Origin of the sequence: Lysobacter sp. cf310 (genome assembly GCF_900114355.1) — a bacterium.
Lineage (GTDB): Bacteria > Pseudomonadota > Gammaproteobacteria > Xanthomonadales > Xanthomonadaceae > Lysobacter.
In genome coordinates this window covers 709,306-726,535 of the sequence record NZ_FOSS01000001.1, presented here as the reverse complement: position 1 = coordinate 726,535, position 17,230 = coordinate 709,306, and the positions used below count along the sequence as shown (strand labels likewise).

The 17,230-nt window shown below is 70.1% G+C and carries 15 protein-coding genes and 1 pseudogene; 8 read left to right on the top strand and 8 right to left on the bottom strand.

Annotated features, from left to right (window positions below; translation table 11 throughout):
- The first annotated feature begins 106 nt into the window (after nt 1-106).
- The gene (locus BMZ45_RS03210) at nt 107-337 is read left to right on the top strand and encodes a DUF6289 family protein (protein WP_091632341.1); all 231 of its coding nucleotides are present in this window, start codon (nt 107-109) and stop codon (nt 335-337) included.
- A 529-nt stretch (nt 338-866) separates the two neighbouring features.
- On the opposite strand, the gene BMZ45_RS03205 is transcribed toward BMZ45_RS03210, so the two are convergent.
- Nucleotides 867-1,454, bottom strand: a complete 588-nt coding sequence (locus BMZ45_RS03205) for a GNAT family N-acetyltransferase (protein WP_091632338.1) — start codon at nt 1,452-1,454, stop codon at nt 867-869.
- Between the two features lie 71 nt (nt 1,455-1,525).
- Here BMZ45_RS03205 and pyk point away from each other — a divergent pair, with 71 nt between their 5' ends.
- From pyk to BMZ45_RS03190, 3 genes are all read left to right on the top strand, one after another.
- Nucleotides 1,526-2,992 carry a pyruvate kinase gene (pyk, locus tag BMZ45_RS03200; RefSeq protein ID WP_091632335.1) on the top strand — a complete coding sequence of 489 codons (1,467 nt, stop codon included), beginning with the start codon at nt 1,526-1,528 and terminating at the stop codon, nt 2,990-2,992.
- Between the two features lie 172 nt (nt 2,993-3,164).
- Entirely contained in the window at nt 3,165-4,175 is a 1,011-nt protein-coding gene (locus BMZ45_RS03195) for a class I fructose-bisphosphate aldolase (protein ID WP_056179423.1), read from the top strand.
- 251 nt (nt 4,176-4,426) lie between these two features.
- Nucleotides 4,427-4,951 carry a hypothetical protein gene (locus tag BMZ45_RS03190; protein ID WP_091632332.1) on the top strand — a complete coding sequence of 175 codons (525 nt, stop codon included), beginning with the start codon at nt 4,427-4,429 and terminating at the stop codon, nt 4,949-4,951.
- 116 nt (nt 4,952-5,067) lie between these two features.
- Here the strand turns inward: BMZ45_RS03190 and BMZ45_RS03185 are convergent, their stop codons facing one another.
- Nucleotides 5,068-5,697 (bottom strand): DUF6498-containing protein, encoded by a 630-nt coding sequence (locus tag BMZ45_RS03185; RefSeq protein WP_091632329.1) that lies wholly within the window; start codon nt 5,695-5,697, stop codon nt 5,068-5,070.
- A 25-nt stretch (nt 5,698-5,722) separates the two neighbouring features.
- Nucleotides 5,723-6,679 (bottom strand): cysteine synthase A, encoded by a 957-nt coding sequence (gene cysK / locus BMZ45_RS03180; RefSeq protein WP_091632327.1) that lies wholly within the window; start codon nt 6,677-6,679, stop codon nt 5,723-5,725.
- 288 nt (nt 6,680-6,967) lie between these two features.
- Here cysK and BMZ45_RS03175 point away from each other — a divergent pair, with 288 nt between their 5' ends.
- Both BMZ45_RS03175 and BMZ45_RS03170 read left to right on the top strand, forming a co-directional pair.
- Entirely contained in the window at nt 6,968-8,068 is a 1,101-nt protein-coding gene (locus BMZ45_RS03175; RefSeq protein WP_091632324.1) for an efflux RND transporter periplasmic adaptor subunit, read from the top strand.
- Nucleotides 8,069-8,117: 49 nt separating this feature from the next.
- Nucleotides 8,118-11,243, top strand: coding sequence for an efflux RND transporter permease subunit (locus tag BMZ45_RS03170; protein WP_091632321.1), 3,126 nt, complete (start codon nt 8,118-8,120; stop codon nt 11,241-11,243).
- A 34-nt stretch (nt 11,244-11,277) separates the two neighbouring features.
- On the opposite strand, the gene BMZ45_RS03165 is transcribed toward BMZ45_RS03170, so the two are convergent.
- Nucleotides 11,278-11,667 carry an Imm10 family immunity protein gene (locus tag BMZ45_RS03165; protein WP_091632319.1) on the bottom strand — a complete coding sequence of 130 codons (390 nt, stop codon included), beginning with the start codon at nt 11,665-11,667 and terminating at the stop codon, nt 11,278-11,280.
- 57 nt (nt 11,668-11,724) lie between these two features.
- On the opposite strand from BMZ45_RS03165, the gene BMZ45_RS03160 reads away from it, so the two are divergent.
- Both BMZ45_RS03160 and BMZ45_RS03155 read left to right on the top strand, forming a co-directional pair.
- Complete coding sequence (locus tag BMZ45_RS03160; RefSeq protein ID WP_091632316.1) at nt 11,725-12,285, top strand: GNAT family N-acetyltransferase; 561 nt, start codon at nt 11,725-11,727, stop codon at nt 12,283-12,285.
- Between the two features lie 373 nt (nt 12,286-12,658).
- On the top strand, nt 12,659-13,438 hold the full coding sequence (locus tag BMZ45_RS03155) for a TrmH family RNA methyltransferase (RefSeq protein WP_254776555.1): 780 nt from the start codon (nt 12,659-12,661) through the stop codon (nt 13,436-13,438).
- Between the two features lie 611 nt (nt 13,439-14,049).
- Here the strand turns inward: BMZ45_RS03155 and BMZ45_RS03150 are convergent.
- From BMZ45_RS03150 to mscL, 4 genes and pseudogenes are all read right to left on the bottom strand, one after another.
- Nucleotides 14,050-14,283 (bottom strand): annotated as a pseudogene (locus BMZ45_RS03150) (RebB family R body protein); the annotation flags it as partial.
- Between the two features lie 145 nt (nt 14,284-14,428).
- A complete protein-coding gene (locus BMZ45_RS03145) occupies nt 14,429-14,878 on the bottom strand; it encodes an NIPSNAP family protein (RefSeq protein WP_091632310.1) in 450 nt (149 codons plus the stop codon).
- A 79-nt stretch (nt 14,879-14,957) separates the two neighbouring features.
- A complete protein-coding gene (locus BMZ45_RS03140) occupies nt 14,958-16,358 on the bottom strand; it encodes a M28 family peptidase (protein WP_091632307.1) in 1,401 nt (466 codons plus the stop codon).
- A 451-nt stretch (nt 16,359-16,809) separates the two neighbouring features.
- Nucleotides 16,810-17,217, bottom strand: a complete 408-nt coding sequence (gene mscL, locus BMZ45_RS03135; RefSeq protein WP_091632304.1) for a large-conductance mechanosensitive channel protein MscL — start codon at nt 17,215-17,217, stop codon at nt 16,810-16,812.
- Nucleotides 17,218-17,230 lie beyond the last annotated feature (13 nt).

Genomic DNA, 17,230 nt, shown 5'->3' with positions numbered 1-17,230 from the left:
TGTGCCATTCACGTGCCCTGCTGTGAAGCGGGTCAAGGTTTGCGGCGGCCGTCGGAGGTAGCGTCCGGCTGCGGTCGACCGGCCGCGCAGACACGGAGTCCGCACCATGGGTCGCAAGGGCAGTGTGTTCCGGAATACCTCGATCGCCGTCGCCCTGCTGGCGCTGCTGATGGCCGGCGCAGCCGTGGCCGGACGCGCGGGCGAAGGCTATTCGGTGATCTACTTCGACGACGCCGGCAACGAGGTCGGCGGCGCCACCGCCAACTGCGGCGGCCAGTACGTGTCCTGGGGCCAGCGCACCGCCCACTACACCCGCAACACCTGGATCTGCGACTGACGCCAGCGTCGCGTTGGTCCCGCAGCCGCGCGCGGCATCGCGCGACGTTCGCGCCACCGTGAGCGCGAAGGCCGCATGCCGCGCCGCTTCCTCTCCCACGTAGGATGCGGTGAGTCCAGCGAATCCCGGTCATCGAGCACGGTCGGCGCGCGCGCTGGGTGCCGGCCTGCGACGACGCCGCGCTTCGTGGCAGGACTCACCGCATCCTGCGGTCTCGCAATGCGCCATCCCGGCTCGCACCCGCACGCTATACCGGCGCCTCGTGCCGGCCCCTCGTAGGATGCGGTGAGCGCAGCGAACCGCATCGTTGCGGATATCCAGCCCGAGCGCCGCGCCCCATAGCTTCGCGACGATGCGGTTCGCCTGGCGGCTCACCGCATCTTGCGGTGTCGTGTGTGTGACTTCGTCTCGTAGGATGCGGTGAGCGCGGCGAACCGCATCTTTACCGATATCCAACCCGAGCGCCGCGCACCGTAGCTTCGCGCCGACGCGGTTCGCCTGGCGGCTCACCGCATCCTGCGGCGCCTGCTCAATCGCCGCGGGCCTGCCACTCGCGCGCCAGCAGCCCATAGATCGCCGAGTCCTGGCATTCGCCGGCGACCTGCCAGCGTTCGCGCAGCACGCCCTCGCGGCGGAAGCCCAGGCGCTCCACCAGCCGGCAGGAGGCCTGGTTGCGTGGGTCGATGTCGGCCTCGAGGCGGCGCAGTCCCAGCCGGTCGTAGGCATGCTCCATCACCAGCGACAGGGCTTCCTGCGCATAGCCGCGGCCCCAATGCGCCGATTGCAGCGCATAGCCGAGCTCGGCCCGGCCCTGCTCGCGATGGATATCGAACAGGGTCGCCGCGCCGATCAGGCGGTCGCTGTCGCGCAGCGCGATCGCCCAGCACAGCATGCTCTGGTTGCAGCGCGCGGCGATCGCGCGGGCCAGGTAGTCCTCGGCCTGGCTGCGCTGGGTCCAGGCCGGAAAGCTCCAGTAGCGCATCACCGCCGGATCGGCATGCAGGGCGTAGTAGTCGCCCAGGTCGTCGCTGCGGAAGCCGCGCAGGCGCAGACGCTCGCCGCGCAGCAGGGGCAGGTCGTCGCGTTCGGCGGATTCGTCTCGGATCGGAGCGGACATGCGGGCGGAACCGATGGAAGGACGCGGCAGCTGTGCTAGCGTGGCCCGCAGTCACGGAACCGCAGTCTGCCATGCCCGCCAATCCTCGTCGCACCAAGATCCTCGCCACCCTCGGCCCGGCCACCGATCCGCCGGGCGTGCTCGACGCGCTGCTGACCGCCGGCGTCGACGTGGTCCGACTCAATTTCTCGCACGGCGATCCGTCCTCGCAGATCGCGCGCGCGACCGCGGTGCGCGAAGCCGCGCAACGGGTCGGGGTGGAGGTCGGCATCCTGGCCGACCTGCCGGGCCCGAAGATCCGCATCGAGCGTTTCGCCGACGGCAAGGTCTTGCTCAAGGCCGGCGACCGCTTCGATCTGGTCGCCAGCGTCGACGCGCCGCCCGGCAGCCTGCGCGAGGTCGGGGTGAGCTATCTGGGCCTGCCCAACGACGTCGAACCCGGCGACGTGCTGCTGCTCGACGACGGCCTGCTGCAGTTGCGCGTGGACGCGGTCGAGGGCCAGCGCATCGTCAACACCGTGCTCAACGATGGCGCGCTCTCCGACCGCAAGGGTCTGAACAAGCAGGGCGGCGGCCTGTCGCTGGGCGCGCTGACCGAGCGCGACAAGGAATTGATCGCGGTCGCGGCCGAGCTCGGCGCCGACTTCATCGCGGTCTCGTTCTGCCGCAACGCCGAGGACATGAACGAGGCCCGCCGGATCGCGCGCGCCGCCGGCAGCGATGCCGCGCTGGTGTCCAAGATCGAGCGCGCCGAGGCGATCGAGAACCTGGCCGAGATCGTCGAGGCCAGCGACGTGGTGATGGTCGCGCGCGGCGACCTGGGCGTGGAGATCGGCGACGCCGAACTGCCCGGCCTGCAGAAGAAGATCATCCGCGAATCGCTGGCGCGCAACCGCGTGGTCATCACCGCCACCCAGATGCTGCAGTCGATGGTCGACAGCCCGATCCCGACCCGCGCCGAAGTGCTGGACGTGGCCAACGCCGTGATCGACGGCACCGACGCGGTGATGCTGTCGCAGGAATCCGCGGCCGGCCGCTACCCGGTCAAGGCGGTCGAGGCGATGGCGCGCATCTGCCTGGGCGCCGAGCGCCAGTTCGATCACGACACCGATTTCGAAGCCGCGCCGCGCAACCTCGAACGCGCCGACCAGGCCATCGCGATGGCGGCGATGTTCGTATCCGAGCACATCGGCGTGCGCGCGATCGTGGCCATGACCGAGTCCGGCGGCACCGCGCGCTTCCTGTCGCGGTTCCGTTCCAACTCGCCGATCTACGCGTTCTCGCGCCACGACGGCGCGCGCCGGCGCATGGCCCTGATGCGCGACGTCTACCCGATCGATTTCGACAGCCGCGGCCTGGCCTCGCGCGACGCCGCGCGCAGCGCGGTCAAGCAGTTGTTCGACACCGGCAAGCTGGCGATCGGCGAGCGCGTGATCTTCACCAGCGGCGACACCATGGAACAGCACGGCGCCACCAACACCCTGCGCCTGCTCCAGGTCGGCGCCAGCGGCTGCGCCGAGGGTCTGGGCGAGCTCTGAGCCTGGCCCGGCGTCCCGGCCTGCGGTGCAGCTTTCCGGTGCTGCGCGGCTCGACTTGAAAACGGTTACCGCCAGGCCCTGCAACGGACTGGCGCGTCTGAACGGCGCGCGGGGGCGGCTGTCGTCGCCAGCCGCTATAATTGCGGGCTTCCCACCGCTCCCCAGGACGTCCATGAGCATCGAACAGCTTGCCGAAACCGCCCAGGCCATGGTCGCCGCGGGCAAGGGCATCATCGCCATCGATGAGTCCAACGCCACCATCGCCAAGCGTTTCGCCGGCGTCGGCATCGAGAACAGCGAAGAACAGCGCCGCGCCTACCGCGAGCTGCTGCTGAGCACGCCCAAGCTGGGCGACTACATCTCCGGCGCGATCCTGTACGACGAAACCATCCGCCAGTCGACCAAAGCCGGCGTGCCGTTCACCAAGCTGATGGCCGACAACGGCATCATTCCGGGCATCAAGGTCGACAAGGGCCCGCAGCCGTTGGCCGGCTTCCCCGGCGAAGTGGTTACCGAGGGCCTGGACGGCCTGCGCGCTCGCCTGGAGGAGTACTACAAGCTCGGCGCGCGTTTCGCCAAGTGGCGTGCGGTCATCAACATCGGCGACGACATCCCGTCGGGCACCTGCATCGAAGCCAACAGCCATGCCCTGGCGCGCTACGCCGCGCTCTGCCAGGAGCAGGGCCTGGTGCCGATGGTCGAGCCGGAAGTGATCATGGACGGCAGCCACGACATCGACACCTGCTTCGAAGTCACCGAGGTCGTGCTGCGCTCGCTGTTCGGCGCGCTGTACGAGCAGAGCGTGATGCTGGAAGGCACCATCCTGAAGGCCTCGATGGTGCTGCCGGGTTCGACCTGCGACGAGCAGGCCAGCGTCGAGGAAGTCGCCGCCGCCACCCTGCAGTGCCTGAAGTCGACCGTGCCGGCGACCCTGCCGGGCATCGTGTTCCTGTCCGGCGGCCAGTCCGACGAAGCCGCGACCGCGCACCTGGACGCGATGAACCGCATGGGCCCGAACCCGTGGCCGCTGTCGTTCTCCTACGGCCGCGCCATGCAGTCGGCCGCGCTCAAGTTGTGGTCGCAGGACCTGGTCAACAACGTCGCCTCGGCGCAGCAGACCGTGTTCGCGCGTGCGCGCGACAACGGCCTGGCCGCCCTGGGCCAGTGGCAGTCGGCCGCCTAACTGCGCCGCCCGCTGCAGCGAAAACGCCGGCCCAGTGCCGGCGTTTTTGTTTGTCGCGCCGCCTTTTGGCTTGTCCTGCCGCCGCCAGCGGCGACCGAAGGCGGTGCCCGGCCGAGAAGGCAGCGCCGCGCCGGAGGAGGGCGGGCGGTTCGCGTCGGCCGCGCCCCATCGCCGCGCCTAGCGCTATTTAGCTAATCCGGCCGCACCGCAAAGGCGGTTAGACTGGCCGCAGTCGATGCAGGAGGCAGCGCATGGCGGATCCCAAGAAGGTCGCGATCTCCCCGGAGGCCGCCGCGGCGGTCGCGCGCGGCGATCTGATCACCGCGATCAAGCTGGTGCGCGACGCCAACGGCCGGATCGAACTGCGCCTGGCCAAGGAAGCGGTCGAGGCCTGGCGCAACAGCCGGCCCTTGCCGCATGCGGGCAGTTCGTCCCACACCAGCACCAACGCCAAGGCCGCGACGGGCGCGCACGGCGGCCTGCCGGCGGCGGCGCTGCTGGCCTTGTCGCAGGGCAAGACCATCGAGGCGATCAAGGTCCTGCACCAGACCGGCATGGACCTGCGCACCGCCAAGGAGCGCGTCGAAGCGCATCTGCACGCGCATACCAGGACCGCGACGGTGGCGCACAATGCGGCAAGCTCGCGCCCCAGCGTGACTTCGGTGCGCACGCCGACCGTGCAGCACGACGAGAGCGACCGCAAGCTGGTGGTGTACGCGCTGCTGGCGGTCGCGATCGCGACGGTCGGCTATCTGTGGGAAGCGGGCTGGCTTTAGTCGGCCGCGAAGCTCGGACTCGACCGCAAGGGTGGCGAGCGCAGCGAACCGCACCGCTGCCGCGGCATCGCGGCGATGCGGTTCGCTGCGCTCATCGCATCCTACGAGTCGAAAGCCTATTCCTCGCGCGCGGCGTCGCCGCGCGTTGCCGGCCGCTTGAGCGCGGCGCGTTCGGCCATGCGCCGGTCGATCGCGTCCAGGCCCAGGTCCGAGGCGGTCTTGAGCGCGCAGAACACCAGCAGCGCGAAGGTGCCGTGGCCGCCGGCGCCGAACAGGATGGTCAGGTGCATCGGCAGCACGCGCAGGTAGGGCGTGAACATCAGCGCGCCCAGGTTGGGCCGGCCGCGCAGATCGGCCGCGTGCTGGACCTCGTAGGTCTTGCGCTGCGACAGCGCGAACGAGACGCCGCAGGCCACCAGCACCAGCCAGTCGAACATGCCGGATACGCGGTGCTGGGCGAACAGGAACACCAGATAGCCCAGGTGGAAGAAGCCGTAGTGGAAGACGAAGAAGCGCGCGGTCGAGCGCTTGCCGTCCTCGTTCTCCGGCACGCGCTGGCCGCCGGAAGTGAAGCCCTCGGTGCTGAATTCGCGCAGGGACAGCATGCGTTCGCGCGCGTAGTAGCCGACGATCACGCTCTGGATCCAGTACGCCCACAACAGCCAGCCCACATTCCAATCCAGCGCCAACGCCGCGACCAGGGTCGCGGCGTTGGACAGCAGCAGGTTGCGCGCCGAAGGCTGCATGCGTGCGCGGCTCAGCGCGTGGGGCTCAGGACAGACTGGCCAGCCATTCGTCGTCGGAGCCTTCGTTGACGCCTTCGAACAGGATGGTGCTGAGGTAGCGCTCGCCGGTGTCGGGCAGCATGGCCAGGATCGCCGAGCCCGGCGCCGCGCCTTGCGCGACTTCCAGCGCTGCGGCCACGGTGGCGCCGGCCGAGATGCCGACGAACACGCCTTCCTCGGACGCGAGCCGGCGCGCGGTGTCGCGCGCGAGCAGGTCGTCGATCGGCAGGATCGCGTCGGCGGCCTGCGGGTTGAGCACCTCGGGGATGAAGTCCGGAGTCCAGCCCTGGATCTTGTGCGGCTGCCATTCCTTGCCGCTGAGCAATGATGCGCCGGCCGGTTCGGACACGGTCACGCGCACCTCCGGCCGCGCCAGTTTCAGCATTTCGCCGACGCCGGTGAGGGTGCCGCCGGTGCCCCAGCCGGTGACGAAATGATCCAGCCTGCGACCGGCGAAGTCCTGCAGGATTTCCGCCGCCGTGGTCTGGCGGTGATACGCCGGATTGGCCGGGTTCTGGAACTGGCGGGCGAGGAACCAGCCGTGCTGCTTGGCCAGTTCTTCGGCGCGCCGGACCATGCCGCTGCCGCGCTCGGCGGCCGGGGTCAGGATCACTTTGGCGCCGTAGGCGCGCATCAGCTTGCGGCGTTCGATCGAGAAGGTTTCCGCCATCGTCGCCACGAATTTGTAACCGCGCGCCGCGCACACCATCGCCAGGGCCACGCCGGTGTTGCCCGAGGTCGCCTCGACCACGGTGTCGCCGGGCTTGAGCAGGCCGCGCGCTTCGGCGTCGAGGATGATCGCGATCGCCAGGCGGTCCTTGACCGAGCCGCCGGGATTGAAGGACTCGACCTTGGCGTACAAGGTCACGTGCGAGGGGGCGATGCGGTGCAGGCGCACGATCGGCGTGCGGCCTATCGTGTCGAGAATGCTGTCGTGGATCATGGCGTACGGCTCCTGGGCGGGGGAACAAGAGGGGAGTGGGGAGGCGAACGGGGCAGGCCGCCGCCGCGGCGGGCACCGGCCCGATGCGCGGCCGCGGGCGACCCGCCACATTCGGCAAACCTTACACGCGCTGAGCGGCATCATCCGGCCACGCGGGCCAGGCAGCGTCAACCAATGGCCCACGCGAACGTTAACGCAGGGCCGCTAGAATCGCCCGGTTGGGTCTGCACGCGCCTGTTGCGGCGCTGCGTCCAGCCTCCCTCCCGTGTTCCCCGTTCAGAGAACCGCATGCGCCTTGCCCCCGGATTCCGTGCAGCTAGCTCCCGCGTCGGCTGCGCGCTCGTTGTCGTACTGGCCATGGCGGCCTGCAGCAAGGGCGAGGAACGCCAACCAGGTGGTGGCGGCGGCGACCGGCCGGTGCCCGTGACCATCCAGGCCGCCGCGATGCGGCCCTGGAACGACACCGTGCAGGCGCTGGGCAACGTCAAGGCGCGCGAATCGGTGACCGTGACCGCCAAGGTCAGCGAGACCGTGCAGCGCGTGCATTTCGACAGCGGCGACGTGGTCGCCGCCGGCGCGCCGCTGATCACCCTGACCGGCCAGGTCCAGCAGGCCGCGCTGGAGCAGGCCCAGGCCACCGCCAAGGAAGCCGACAGCCTGTACCAGCGCCAGACCGAACTGGCCGGGCAGCAGCTGATCGCGCGCTCGGCCCTGGACACCCAGCGCGCGACCCGCGACGCGGCGCGCGCGCGCGTGGCGCAGATGGCCGCCGATCTCGACAACCGCGTGATCCGCGCGCCGTTCAGCGGCGTGCTCGGCATCCGCCAGGTCAGTCCGGGCTCGCTGGTCACGCCGGGCACGCCGATCGCGACCCTGGACGACACCGCGCGCGTCTACGTCGATTTCCCGGTGCCGGAGACCCTGTTGGCCGACATCGCGCCGGGCCAGCACGTCAGCGGCACCAGCGCGGCCTATCCGGGCCGCGTCTTCGAAGGCCAGGTCAGCACCGTCGACGCGCGCGTCGATCCGACCACGCGCGCGATCACCGTGCGCGGCGACTTCGCCAACGACGACCGCGTGCTGCGTCCGGGCATGCTGGTCCAGATCACCCTGGAACGTCCGCAGCGCCAGGCCCTGCTGATTCCGGAGATCGCGGTGGTCCAGGTCGGCAACGATTCCTTCGTGTATCGGGTCAAGCCCGACGGCACGGTCGAGCGCGCCGACGTCAAGATCGGTACGCGCCGCGAAGGCTTGGCCGAGATCGTCGAAGGCCTCAAGGCCGGCGAGCGCGTGGTGGTGGACGGCACCGGCAAGCTGCGCGTGGGCAGCAAGGTGGTCGAGGGCGGCGCCAAGCCCGCCGCGGCCGCGAAGGGCGCCGGCAATGGTTGAGCGCCTGCGCATGCCGTGCAACGTCAGCGCGCCACGGGGCTGAGCGACGATGAATATCTCCGACCTCTCGATCCGCCGTCCGGTGTTCGCCACCGTGATGAGCCTGCTGCTGATCACCCTGGGCGTGATGGCGTTTTCGCGCCTGACCCTGCGCGAACTGCCGGCGATCGATCCGCCCATCGTCTCGGTCGACGTGACCTATCCGGGCGCTTCGGCCGCGGTGGTCGAAACCCGCATCACCCAGGTGCTGGAGGATGCCTTGGCCGGCATCGAAGGCATCGAGACCATCGAGTCGCGCAGCGTCAACGGCCGCGCCTCGATCAGCATCGAGTTCACCCTGCAGCGCGAGATCGAAGCCGCCGCCAACGACGTGCGCGACGCGGTCAGCCGGGTCACCAACCGTCTGCCCGAGGAGGCCGATCCGCCGCAGATCGAAAAGGTCGAAAGCGACGCCGACCCGATCATCTGGCTCAACATGAGCTCCAAGCAGATGGACACGCTGCAGCTGTCCGATTATGCGGAGCGTTACGTGGTCGACCGCCTGTCCTCGGTGGACGGCGTGGCCCAGGTCCGCATCGGCGGCCAGCAGCGCTACGCGATGCGGATCTGGCTGGACCGCGACGCCCTGGCCGCGCGCGACATCACCGTCAACGAAGTCGAGGCCGCGCTGCGCGCCGAGAACGTCGAACTGCCGGCCGGCCGCATCGAATCGGAAACCCGCGATTTCACCCTGCGCGTGGCGCGCAGCTACCAGAAGCCCGAGGACTTCGCCCAGATTCCGCTGCGCAAAGGCGTCGACGGCTACGTGGTGCGCCTGGGCGACGTCGCCAAGATCCAGCTGGATTCGGCCGAGCGCCGCGCCTACTACCGCAGCAACGGCGAGCCCAACATCGGCCTGGGCATCGTCAAGACCTCCACCGCCAACAGCCTCGACGTGGCCCTGGCCGTGCGCAAGGCCGCCGACACCATCCGGCCCTCGCTGCCGCAGGGCACCGACATCTTCGTCGCCTTCGACACCACGGTGTTCATCGAATCGGCGGTGGAGCGCGTGTACCACACGCTGGCCGAGGCGATCGTGCTGGTGCTGATCGTGATCTGGCTGTTCCTGGGCAGCTTCCGCGCCGCCCTGATTCCGGCGGTGACGGTGCCGGTGTGCCTGATCGCCGCCTTCATTCCGCTGTACCTGTTCGGCTTCTCGATCAACCTGCTGACCCTGCTCGCCCTGGTCTTGTGTATCGGCCTGGTGGTCGACGACGCCATCGTGGTGCTGGAGAACATCCAGCGCCGCGCCGACCTGGGCGAGCCCAAACTGGTCGCGGCCGCGCGCGGCACCAAGCAGGTCGCGTTCGCGGTGATCGCCACCACCGCGGTGCTGGTGGCGGTGTTCCTGCCGGTGGGCTTCATGGAAGGCAACACCGGGCGCCTGTTCCGCGAGTTGTCGGTGGCCCTGGCCGGCGCGGTCGCGATCTCGGCGTTCGTGGCGCTGACCCTGACGCCGATGATGTCCTCCAAGCTGGTGCGTCCGCACAGCGAGGAAAAATCCAACCCGATCAACCGCTGGGTCAACGCGCGCCTGGACGGGGTGAGCCGCCGCTACCGGCGCTGGCTCGACCGCAGCGTCGAGCGGCCCTGGCTGTTCGGCATCCTGATGCTGGTCGCGATCGGTCTCAGTTACGGCCTGTTCCGCTACGTGCCCTCCGAACTCGCGCCGCCGGAAGACCGCGGTTCGTTCCAGATCTCCATCATCGGCCCGGAGGGTGCCGGCTTCGACTACACGGTCAAGCAGGTCCAGCAGGTCGAGAAAATCGTGGCTGCGCACGTCGGCCCGGACAAGACCATCCAGCGCTACAACCCGCGCGTGCCCGGCGGTTTCGGCGCCAGCGAGGAAATGCACACCGGCCGCATCGCGGTGTTCCTGCAGGATTGGGACAAGCGCGACATCAGCACCGCCGACGTCGCCGACGGCCTGCGCGCCGAACTCGGCCAGCTCACGGGCGTGCGCGCGCTGCCGCAGGTCAGCGGCGGCCTGGTGCGCACGCGCGGCCAGCCGATCCAGATCGTGCTCGGCGGCCCCGAGTACGCCGAGCTCGCGCAGTGGCGCGACAAGCTGCTCGCGCGCATCGAGAAGAACCCCGGTTTCTTCTCCGCCGATTCCGACTACAAGGAAACCCGGCCGCAGATGCGGGTCGAAATCGACCGCCAGCGCGCCGCCGACCTGGGCGTGAGCGTGACCGACATCGGCCATGCCCTGGAAACCATGATGGGCTCGCGCCGCGTCACCACCTTCGTGCAGAACGGCGAGGAATACGACGTGGTGGTGCAGTCGGACAAGGCCCTGCGCGCCTCGCCGGCCGATCTGGCCGCGATCCAGGTGCGCGCGCGCGACGGCGGGCTGGTGCCGCTGTCCAACCTGGTGACCCTGCAGGAGCTGGCCGAGCCCGGCAGCCTCAACCGCTTCAACCGCCTGCGCTCGATCACCATCAGCGCCGGCCTGTCGCCGGGCTATCGCATGGGCGACGCGATCACCTGGCTCAACCAGGTCGTGCACGAGGAGTTGCCGGACCAGGCCCAGATCGACTGGAAGGGCGAGTCGCGCGAATACCAGGCCGCCGGCGGCGCCGTGCTGCTGACCTTCGCGCTCGCCTTGCTGGTGGTGTACCTGGTGCTGGCGGCGCAGTTCGAAAGCTTCATCCATCCGTTCGTGATCATGCTGACCGTGCCCTTGGGCGTGCTCGGCGCCCTGATCGGCCTGGCCCTCACCGGCGGCACGCTGAATCTGTTCAGTCAGATCGGCATCGTCATGCTGGTCGGCCTGGCGGCCAAGAACGGCATCCTGATCGTCGAGTTCGCCAACCAGCTGCGCGACGAAGGCCGCGCCATCCACGAGGCCATCGTCGAGTCCTCGGCGGTGCGCCTGCGCCCGATCCTGATGACCTCGATCGCCACCGTGGTCGGCGCGATTCCGCTGGTGCTGGCCGGCGGCCCGGGCTCGGCCAGCCGCGCGACCATCGGCGTGGTGGTGATCTTCGGCGTGTCGTTCTCGACCCTGCTGTCGCTGTTCATCGTGCCCGCGTTCTACGTGCTGCTGGCCAAGTACACCAAGTCGCCCGAAGCGGTCGCGCACGAGCTGGAGAAGCTGGAGCGCGAAACCCCGCAGGCCGGCGGCCACGCCTGAGCCGGTGCGGGAGTGGCAGGCGCCGCTCCCGCACTCAGGCCAGTTCGACCACGCGGCCGCTTTCGCGCTCGCGCATGCGGCCCAGGATCCGCAGCGCTTCGGTCTTGCCCGCCAATTCGGCGGGCCAGAGCAGGCACAAGCCGTCCTCGAGTTCGAGGTGCGCGCGCCCGGCGTCGTTCAATCGGACCTCGACCGCGCGTTCGCCGACGAGGATGCGCTCGGCGCCGCCGTAGCCGCCGCGGCTCTGGTCGTCGCGCTCCAGGCAGATCGCGTCCATGCCGTGTTCGCGGTCCTGCGGCTCGACTTCGTAGGCGCAGACGATATGCAGCACGTCCAGCGGTTCGTGTTCGGAGGCGAAGCCCAGGCTGACCCACAGGCAGTCGTCCTCGCCGGAATGCACTTCCTCGATCGGATAGGTCTTCACCGCTGCTCCTTTCACGCACCGTTTGCAGCGCGACGGTCGCACATTTAGGCTAGTTGCATGAACCCCACCGCCATCGCCGCCCGCCTGCCACCGGCGGGCGAGGGCTACGTCCTGCGCCCGTGGCGCGGCGACGACCTCGCCAGCCTGATCGCGCACGCCGACGACGCTCTGGTCGCGCGCGGCGTCAGCGACCGCTTTCCGCATCCGTACACGCGCGACGACGGCGAGCGTTTCCTGGCCGGCGAGGTCGTGAGCTTCGCCGATCCGGTCTACGCGATCGAAGTCGAAGGCCAGGCCTGCGGCGGCATCGGCGCGCGCCCGGGGCAGGGCGAGCGCCGTCACGGCGCCGAGTTCGGTTACTGGCTGGGCCGCGCGCATTGGAGCCGGGGCCTGATGACGCGCGTGGTCGGCGCGTTCGCGCCCTGGGTCATGCGCGAGCTGGAGCTGCATCGTTTGTACGCGACCGTGCTCGACAGCAACCCCGCTTCGGCGCAGGTGTTGTTGAAGAACGGTTTCATCGAAGAGGGCGCGCAACGCGGCGCCGTGGTCAAGTACGGCGAACTGCACGATCTGCGCGTGTTCGCCAAGGTAAGAAGGAGTCTGCAAGATGCGCCGTGATCCTCCCCGTGGTCCGCGCCCGCCCGGCGGCGGCGATCCCTGGCGGCGCGAGGGCGGCCGCGACGAGCGCGCGCCAGGCCGCGAGCGGCCGGGGCAAGAGCGTTCCGGCTCCGATCGCGGGGGCCCCGAACGCGCCGGCGCCGAGCGGCCGCCGCGCGCGGGCGGTCCCTGGGCCGGTCGTGGCGACGACAGGCCGCGCGACGGCGAACGCGAACGCAGCGGCGATGCGCCGCGCGGGCGCGACACGCCCTGGCGCGAACGCGCGCCGCAGCCGGCACGCGGCGGCGAACGCCCCGCGCCCGCGCACGGCGAGCGCCCGCGTCCGCCGCGTCCGCCGCGCGAACCCGCGCAAGGTTTCCAGGTCGGCGAGCGTCTGGACGAGGCGCAATTGCAGGGCGAGGCCGCGCCGCGTCGCGCGCGCGATCTCGAGCTGCGTCTGTACGGCCTCAACGCGGTGCGCGCGGCCTTCGCGCGCCGGCCGCAGGCGATCCGCAAGCTGTATCTGAGCGAGGCGCGCATTCCGGCCCTGCAGCCCTTGCTGGCCTGGTGCGTGGCCCATCGCGTCGGCTATCGCGTGGTCGAGGACGCCGATCTGGACAAGCTGGCCGCCAGCAGCCACCACGAAGGCGTGGTGGCCGACGTGCTGCGCGAGGAAAACCTGTCGCTGTCGACCTGGCTGCGCGATCTGCCGGCCGGCCCGCAGGCCGCGCTGTGGCTGGACGGCGTGGGCAACCCGCACAACCTGGGCGCGATCCTGCGCGCCGCCGCGCATTTCGGCGTCTCGGCGGTGCTGTTGCCCAAGCATTCCACCCTGGCCCTGTCCGGCGCGGCCGCGCGCGTGGCCGAAGGCGGCGCCGAGGCGGTGCCGATGGTGCGCCTGGGCCGCGGCGACAACGCCATCGCCCAGTTGCGCGGCGCCGGCTTCGCGCTGGCCGCGACCCTGGTGCGCGGCGGCTCCGATCTGTTCGCCACCGCCTTGCCCGAGCGCGTGGTCTACGTGATCGGCGCCGAAGGCGAGGGCATGGACCGCGAGCTTGCGGCCAGCTGCGACCTGCGCCTGTCGATTCCCGGCAGCGGCGCGGTCGAAAGCCTCAACGTGGCTTCGGCGACTGCGGTGTTCCTGGCGGCCTGGGCGTCGCGACAGCGCGCTTGATCCGGCGTCGCTGCGCGTTGGAAGCAAATCCCCCCTGGCCCCCCTTTTTCAAAGGGGGGAATGCTTGCGGGCGATTGGGTCGGCGTCGGCACGCGGGCTTCTAAAGGGGCGGGCATTCTCGAAACCGTGAGCCCCTGCCGGCGAATTCGATACGGCCGGTCGCCCACCAGCCCCCTTTGAGAAGGGGGCGAACGCCCGCGCAGCGGGCGTTGGGGAATTTGCTGTTGTTCTTGCTGTTGTTGATGCTGCCGCGCTCAAACGGCCGCCGCCGCTCAGCTCAGACGACGGATCGTATCCAGCACGCCCGCGTAGGCGTCGGCCTTGTCCGGATCGGCGATCATCGCGCGCAGGCAGGCCGCGGTTGCGGCCAACTGCAGGGTGCGCATGCTTTCGTGCTGTGCGCTTTCGTTGATGTCGTCCAGCGCGGCCTGCATGGCTTCGGCCGCGCAGCGCACCGCGTAGGAAAAGTCGCCGGCGCTGCCGAGCACGTCGTGCAGGCTCTGCTTCACCGCGTCGACGATCTGCGAACTCACGCCGGCGCTGCTGGCCGTGTTCTTGAGGCCGGCGGCGCTGTGCTCGGCCGTCGCCTGCAACTGCTCCGCGCCGGCCGCCGCCATCGTGTCGATCGAGTAGATCTGCATCACGCCCTGGTTGACCGCGGCCTGCATCAGGATGTTCTGCTGCTGCTGCGCGGCGACGGCATTCTGAAACAGGATGCCGGTCGAGTGGGCCATGCTCTGGTAGATCGAGCCCATCGCGAAAGCCGGCGCTTCGCCGATGACTTTGACGTTGCTCTGGGTGACGGCATCGGTGATCTGATCGTTGACGGCGGTCGGGAAGGACATGGCGGCGTTCCTGGTCGGTGGATGGGCGTTCCTTGCGCGGCCAGTCTAAGCCCGCGCAACGACGCTGGGGGACGGCTGTGAAGCGATGCGACGATCGGGCCCGGCGCGAGCGACGAACGGTCGCGGCCACGCTTGGCCGGGCGGTTCAATCGGCCAGGCGGCGGCGCGGCGAGTAGTCGGTCAGGCGCAGGCTGCGGTCTTCGATGCCGTCCACGAAACGGCCGTACTCGGCGCCGGTGCGCTGCTTGATCGCGCTCCACTCGGCGTCGGCCATGAAGCCGGCCCAGGCGCGCTTCATCGCGGCCTCGTCCGGCCACTGCAGCAGGTAGACGAATTCGCTGCGGCCCTCGGCCTGCGCCTGCCAGGTCGCAATTACCTCGAAACCGTGGCGGTCCATGATGCGCAGGGCGTGATCGCGGAAGCGTTCGTGGAAGGCGCGTTCGTTGCCCGGATGCACGCGGTAGATGCGCAGCTGGTGCAGCGGCGCGGGCGCGGCGGCTTCGACTTCGGCCCGCGCCGCAGATGGCGGCGCCAGGCCGCCCAGCAGCAGCGCGACAGCGAGGATGCAGCGGTACGGCGACGCAGCGACGTGCATGGCGACCTCGGCAAGCGGGCGCCGGGGATGCCGGCGCCCTGTCGTTGAAACGGGGGGCGTTAGGGCTCGCGTGCGGCGCTTACTCTTCCGGAACCGGCGCGGCCTTGGGCTGGCTGCCGAAGTCGCCGTCGGCGGAGGCGGCCAGATAGGCGAACACCGCGTAGGCGGCGACGTTCTGCGCCAGCGCCTTGGGATCGATCTTGTCGAAGGTGTCGTCGGGCGTGTGGTGCAGGTCGAAGTAATCGCTGCCGTCCTGGGCCAGGCGCGCCCAGGCCATGCCGCGCTCGGCGATCGGCCCGATGTCCGGACCCGGGCCGCCCTTGCCCGGCGTGTACTCGATGCCCAGCGGTGCCAGCGCTTCGGCGATCTGCTTGTCGGCGGCCTGCGCGTGCGCGGGCGCCGAACTGGAGTAGGCGTAGATGCGGCCCGCGCCGAAGTCGCTCTCGGCGCCGATCTGGTGCTTGGCGACGGCGTTGGCGTGCGCGGCCGCGTAGGCCTTGCCGCCGTACAGGCCCTGCTCCTCGTTGGCGTAGGCGATCACGCGCACGCTGCGCGCGGGGCGCTGCTTCATCTCGCCGATCAGCTTGCCGGCGGCCATGGTCAGGCCGACGCCGGCGCCGTCGTCGATCGCGCCGGTGCCCAGGTCCCAGGAATCCAGGTGGCCGCCGATGATGACGACCTCGTCGGGCTTCTTGCTGCCGCGGATTTCGCCGATCACGTTGTGCGAGGTGGCGGTGCCGTCCCAGCCGCAGTCCAGGGCGACGCGGACCTTGACCGGACCCTTGGCGACCAGGCGCGCGAGCTGGTCGGCGTCGGGCGCGGCCAGCGCGGCGGACGGGATCGGGGTCAGGCCCTCGTCGAAGCGGGTGATGCCGGTGTGCGGGGCTCGGTGCGAGTCGGTGCCGGCCGAGCGCATCAGCATGGCGGCCGCGCCGGCGCGGATCGCCGCCGAGGGCGCGCGGCTGCGCACGCGCGAGCCGGGGCCGTAACCGGCGCCGTCGCGGGCGCGCTGCATGCGGTAGTCGACGAAGGCGATCTTGCCGGCCAGCGAGCCGGCCGGCGCGGCTTCCAGCGCGGCCAGGTCGGCGAAGCGCACGACCTCGGCCTCGACCGTGCCGCCCGGGCTGCCGCCCAGCGCGGTCAGGGTCAGCGGCTGGCGATGCGCGCCCAGCACCTCGGCATGCTCGCTGCGGCGCTCCCACTTCGGGAAGCTCACCGGTTCCAGCCAGACCTTGTCGAAGCCCAGTTCGCGGAACTTGGCCTGCGCCCAGGCGACCGCGCGCGCATCGGCTTCGCTGCCGGCCAGGCGCGGACCGACCTCGGTGGTCAGCGATTCGGTGATGCGATAGCCCAGGTCGCTGGCCAGCGCGCGTTCGCGCAGCTGGGCGACGTTGGCCAGGGCGGACTCGGGGATGCGGGTTTCGCGCTCGGCCGCGTACGCGGGGCCGCTCAGCGTGGCGACGGACAAGACGACGGCCATGGCCGCCCACAACGGTGCACGCATTCCCAACTCCCCGGCTGCAAAGACGAAGCGTCGAGCTTAGCAACCCGCGGCGCGCGGCTTGCATGCCTCAAGTCACGTCGGACTTGAGCGTTTTTTGTCGCTGACTATCGCGGCGCTTGAGGCTGGCTCCTGCGTTTGCCGAAGTTGTCGTTTCGGGGCTGGAAATGCTCCTTGCCGTCCTATGGCGCCACAACCCCATAAGCCAGCTTCGGGGTAGGAGCGGCGTAAGCCGCGATCGCGGCAATCGGCGTAGACGAAAGCTGCGGCTCGTCTCGGCTTTCGATTGCAACAGACCTGCTTTGTCCACCTTGCGTCGTCAATGGGATGCGTGGTCGCGGCTCACGCCGCTCCTACCCCACAGCAGAGCGAGCCCAGACAGCGCAACGGCCGCACTAGGCGGCCGTTGCGGGGCGTCGCGGCGAACCGCTTACTTCTTCAGCGAGTCGCGGATCTCGCGCAGCAGCAGCACGTCCTCCGGCGTGGCCGGGGCGGCCGCCTCGGCCGGCTTGCGCACCTTGTTGTAGGCCTTCAGCACCAGGAAGATCACCAGCGCGATCAGCAGGAAATCGATCGCGGTCTGCAGGAACAGGCCGTACTTGATCGCGACCTCGGCCGCGACTTCCTTGCCCGCCGCGTCCAGCTGCGAGGGCTTGAGCACGTACTTCCAGTCGCTGACGCTGACGCCGCCGCTGAAGAAGCCGATCACCGGCATCACGATGCCGTCGACCAGCGCGGTGACGATCTTGCCGAACGCGGCGCCGATCACCACGCCGACCGCGAGGTCGACGACGTTGCCGCGCGAAATGAATTCCTTGAACTCGCTGATCATGCCCATGGCGGGTCTCCCT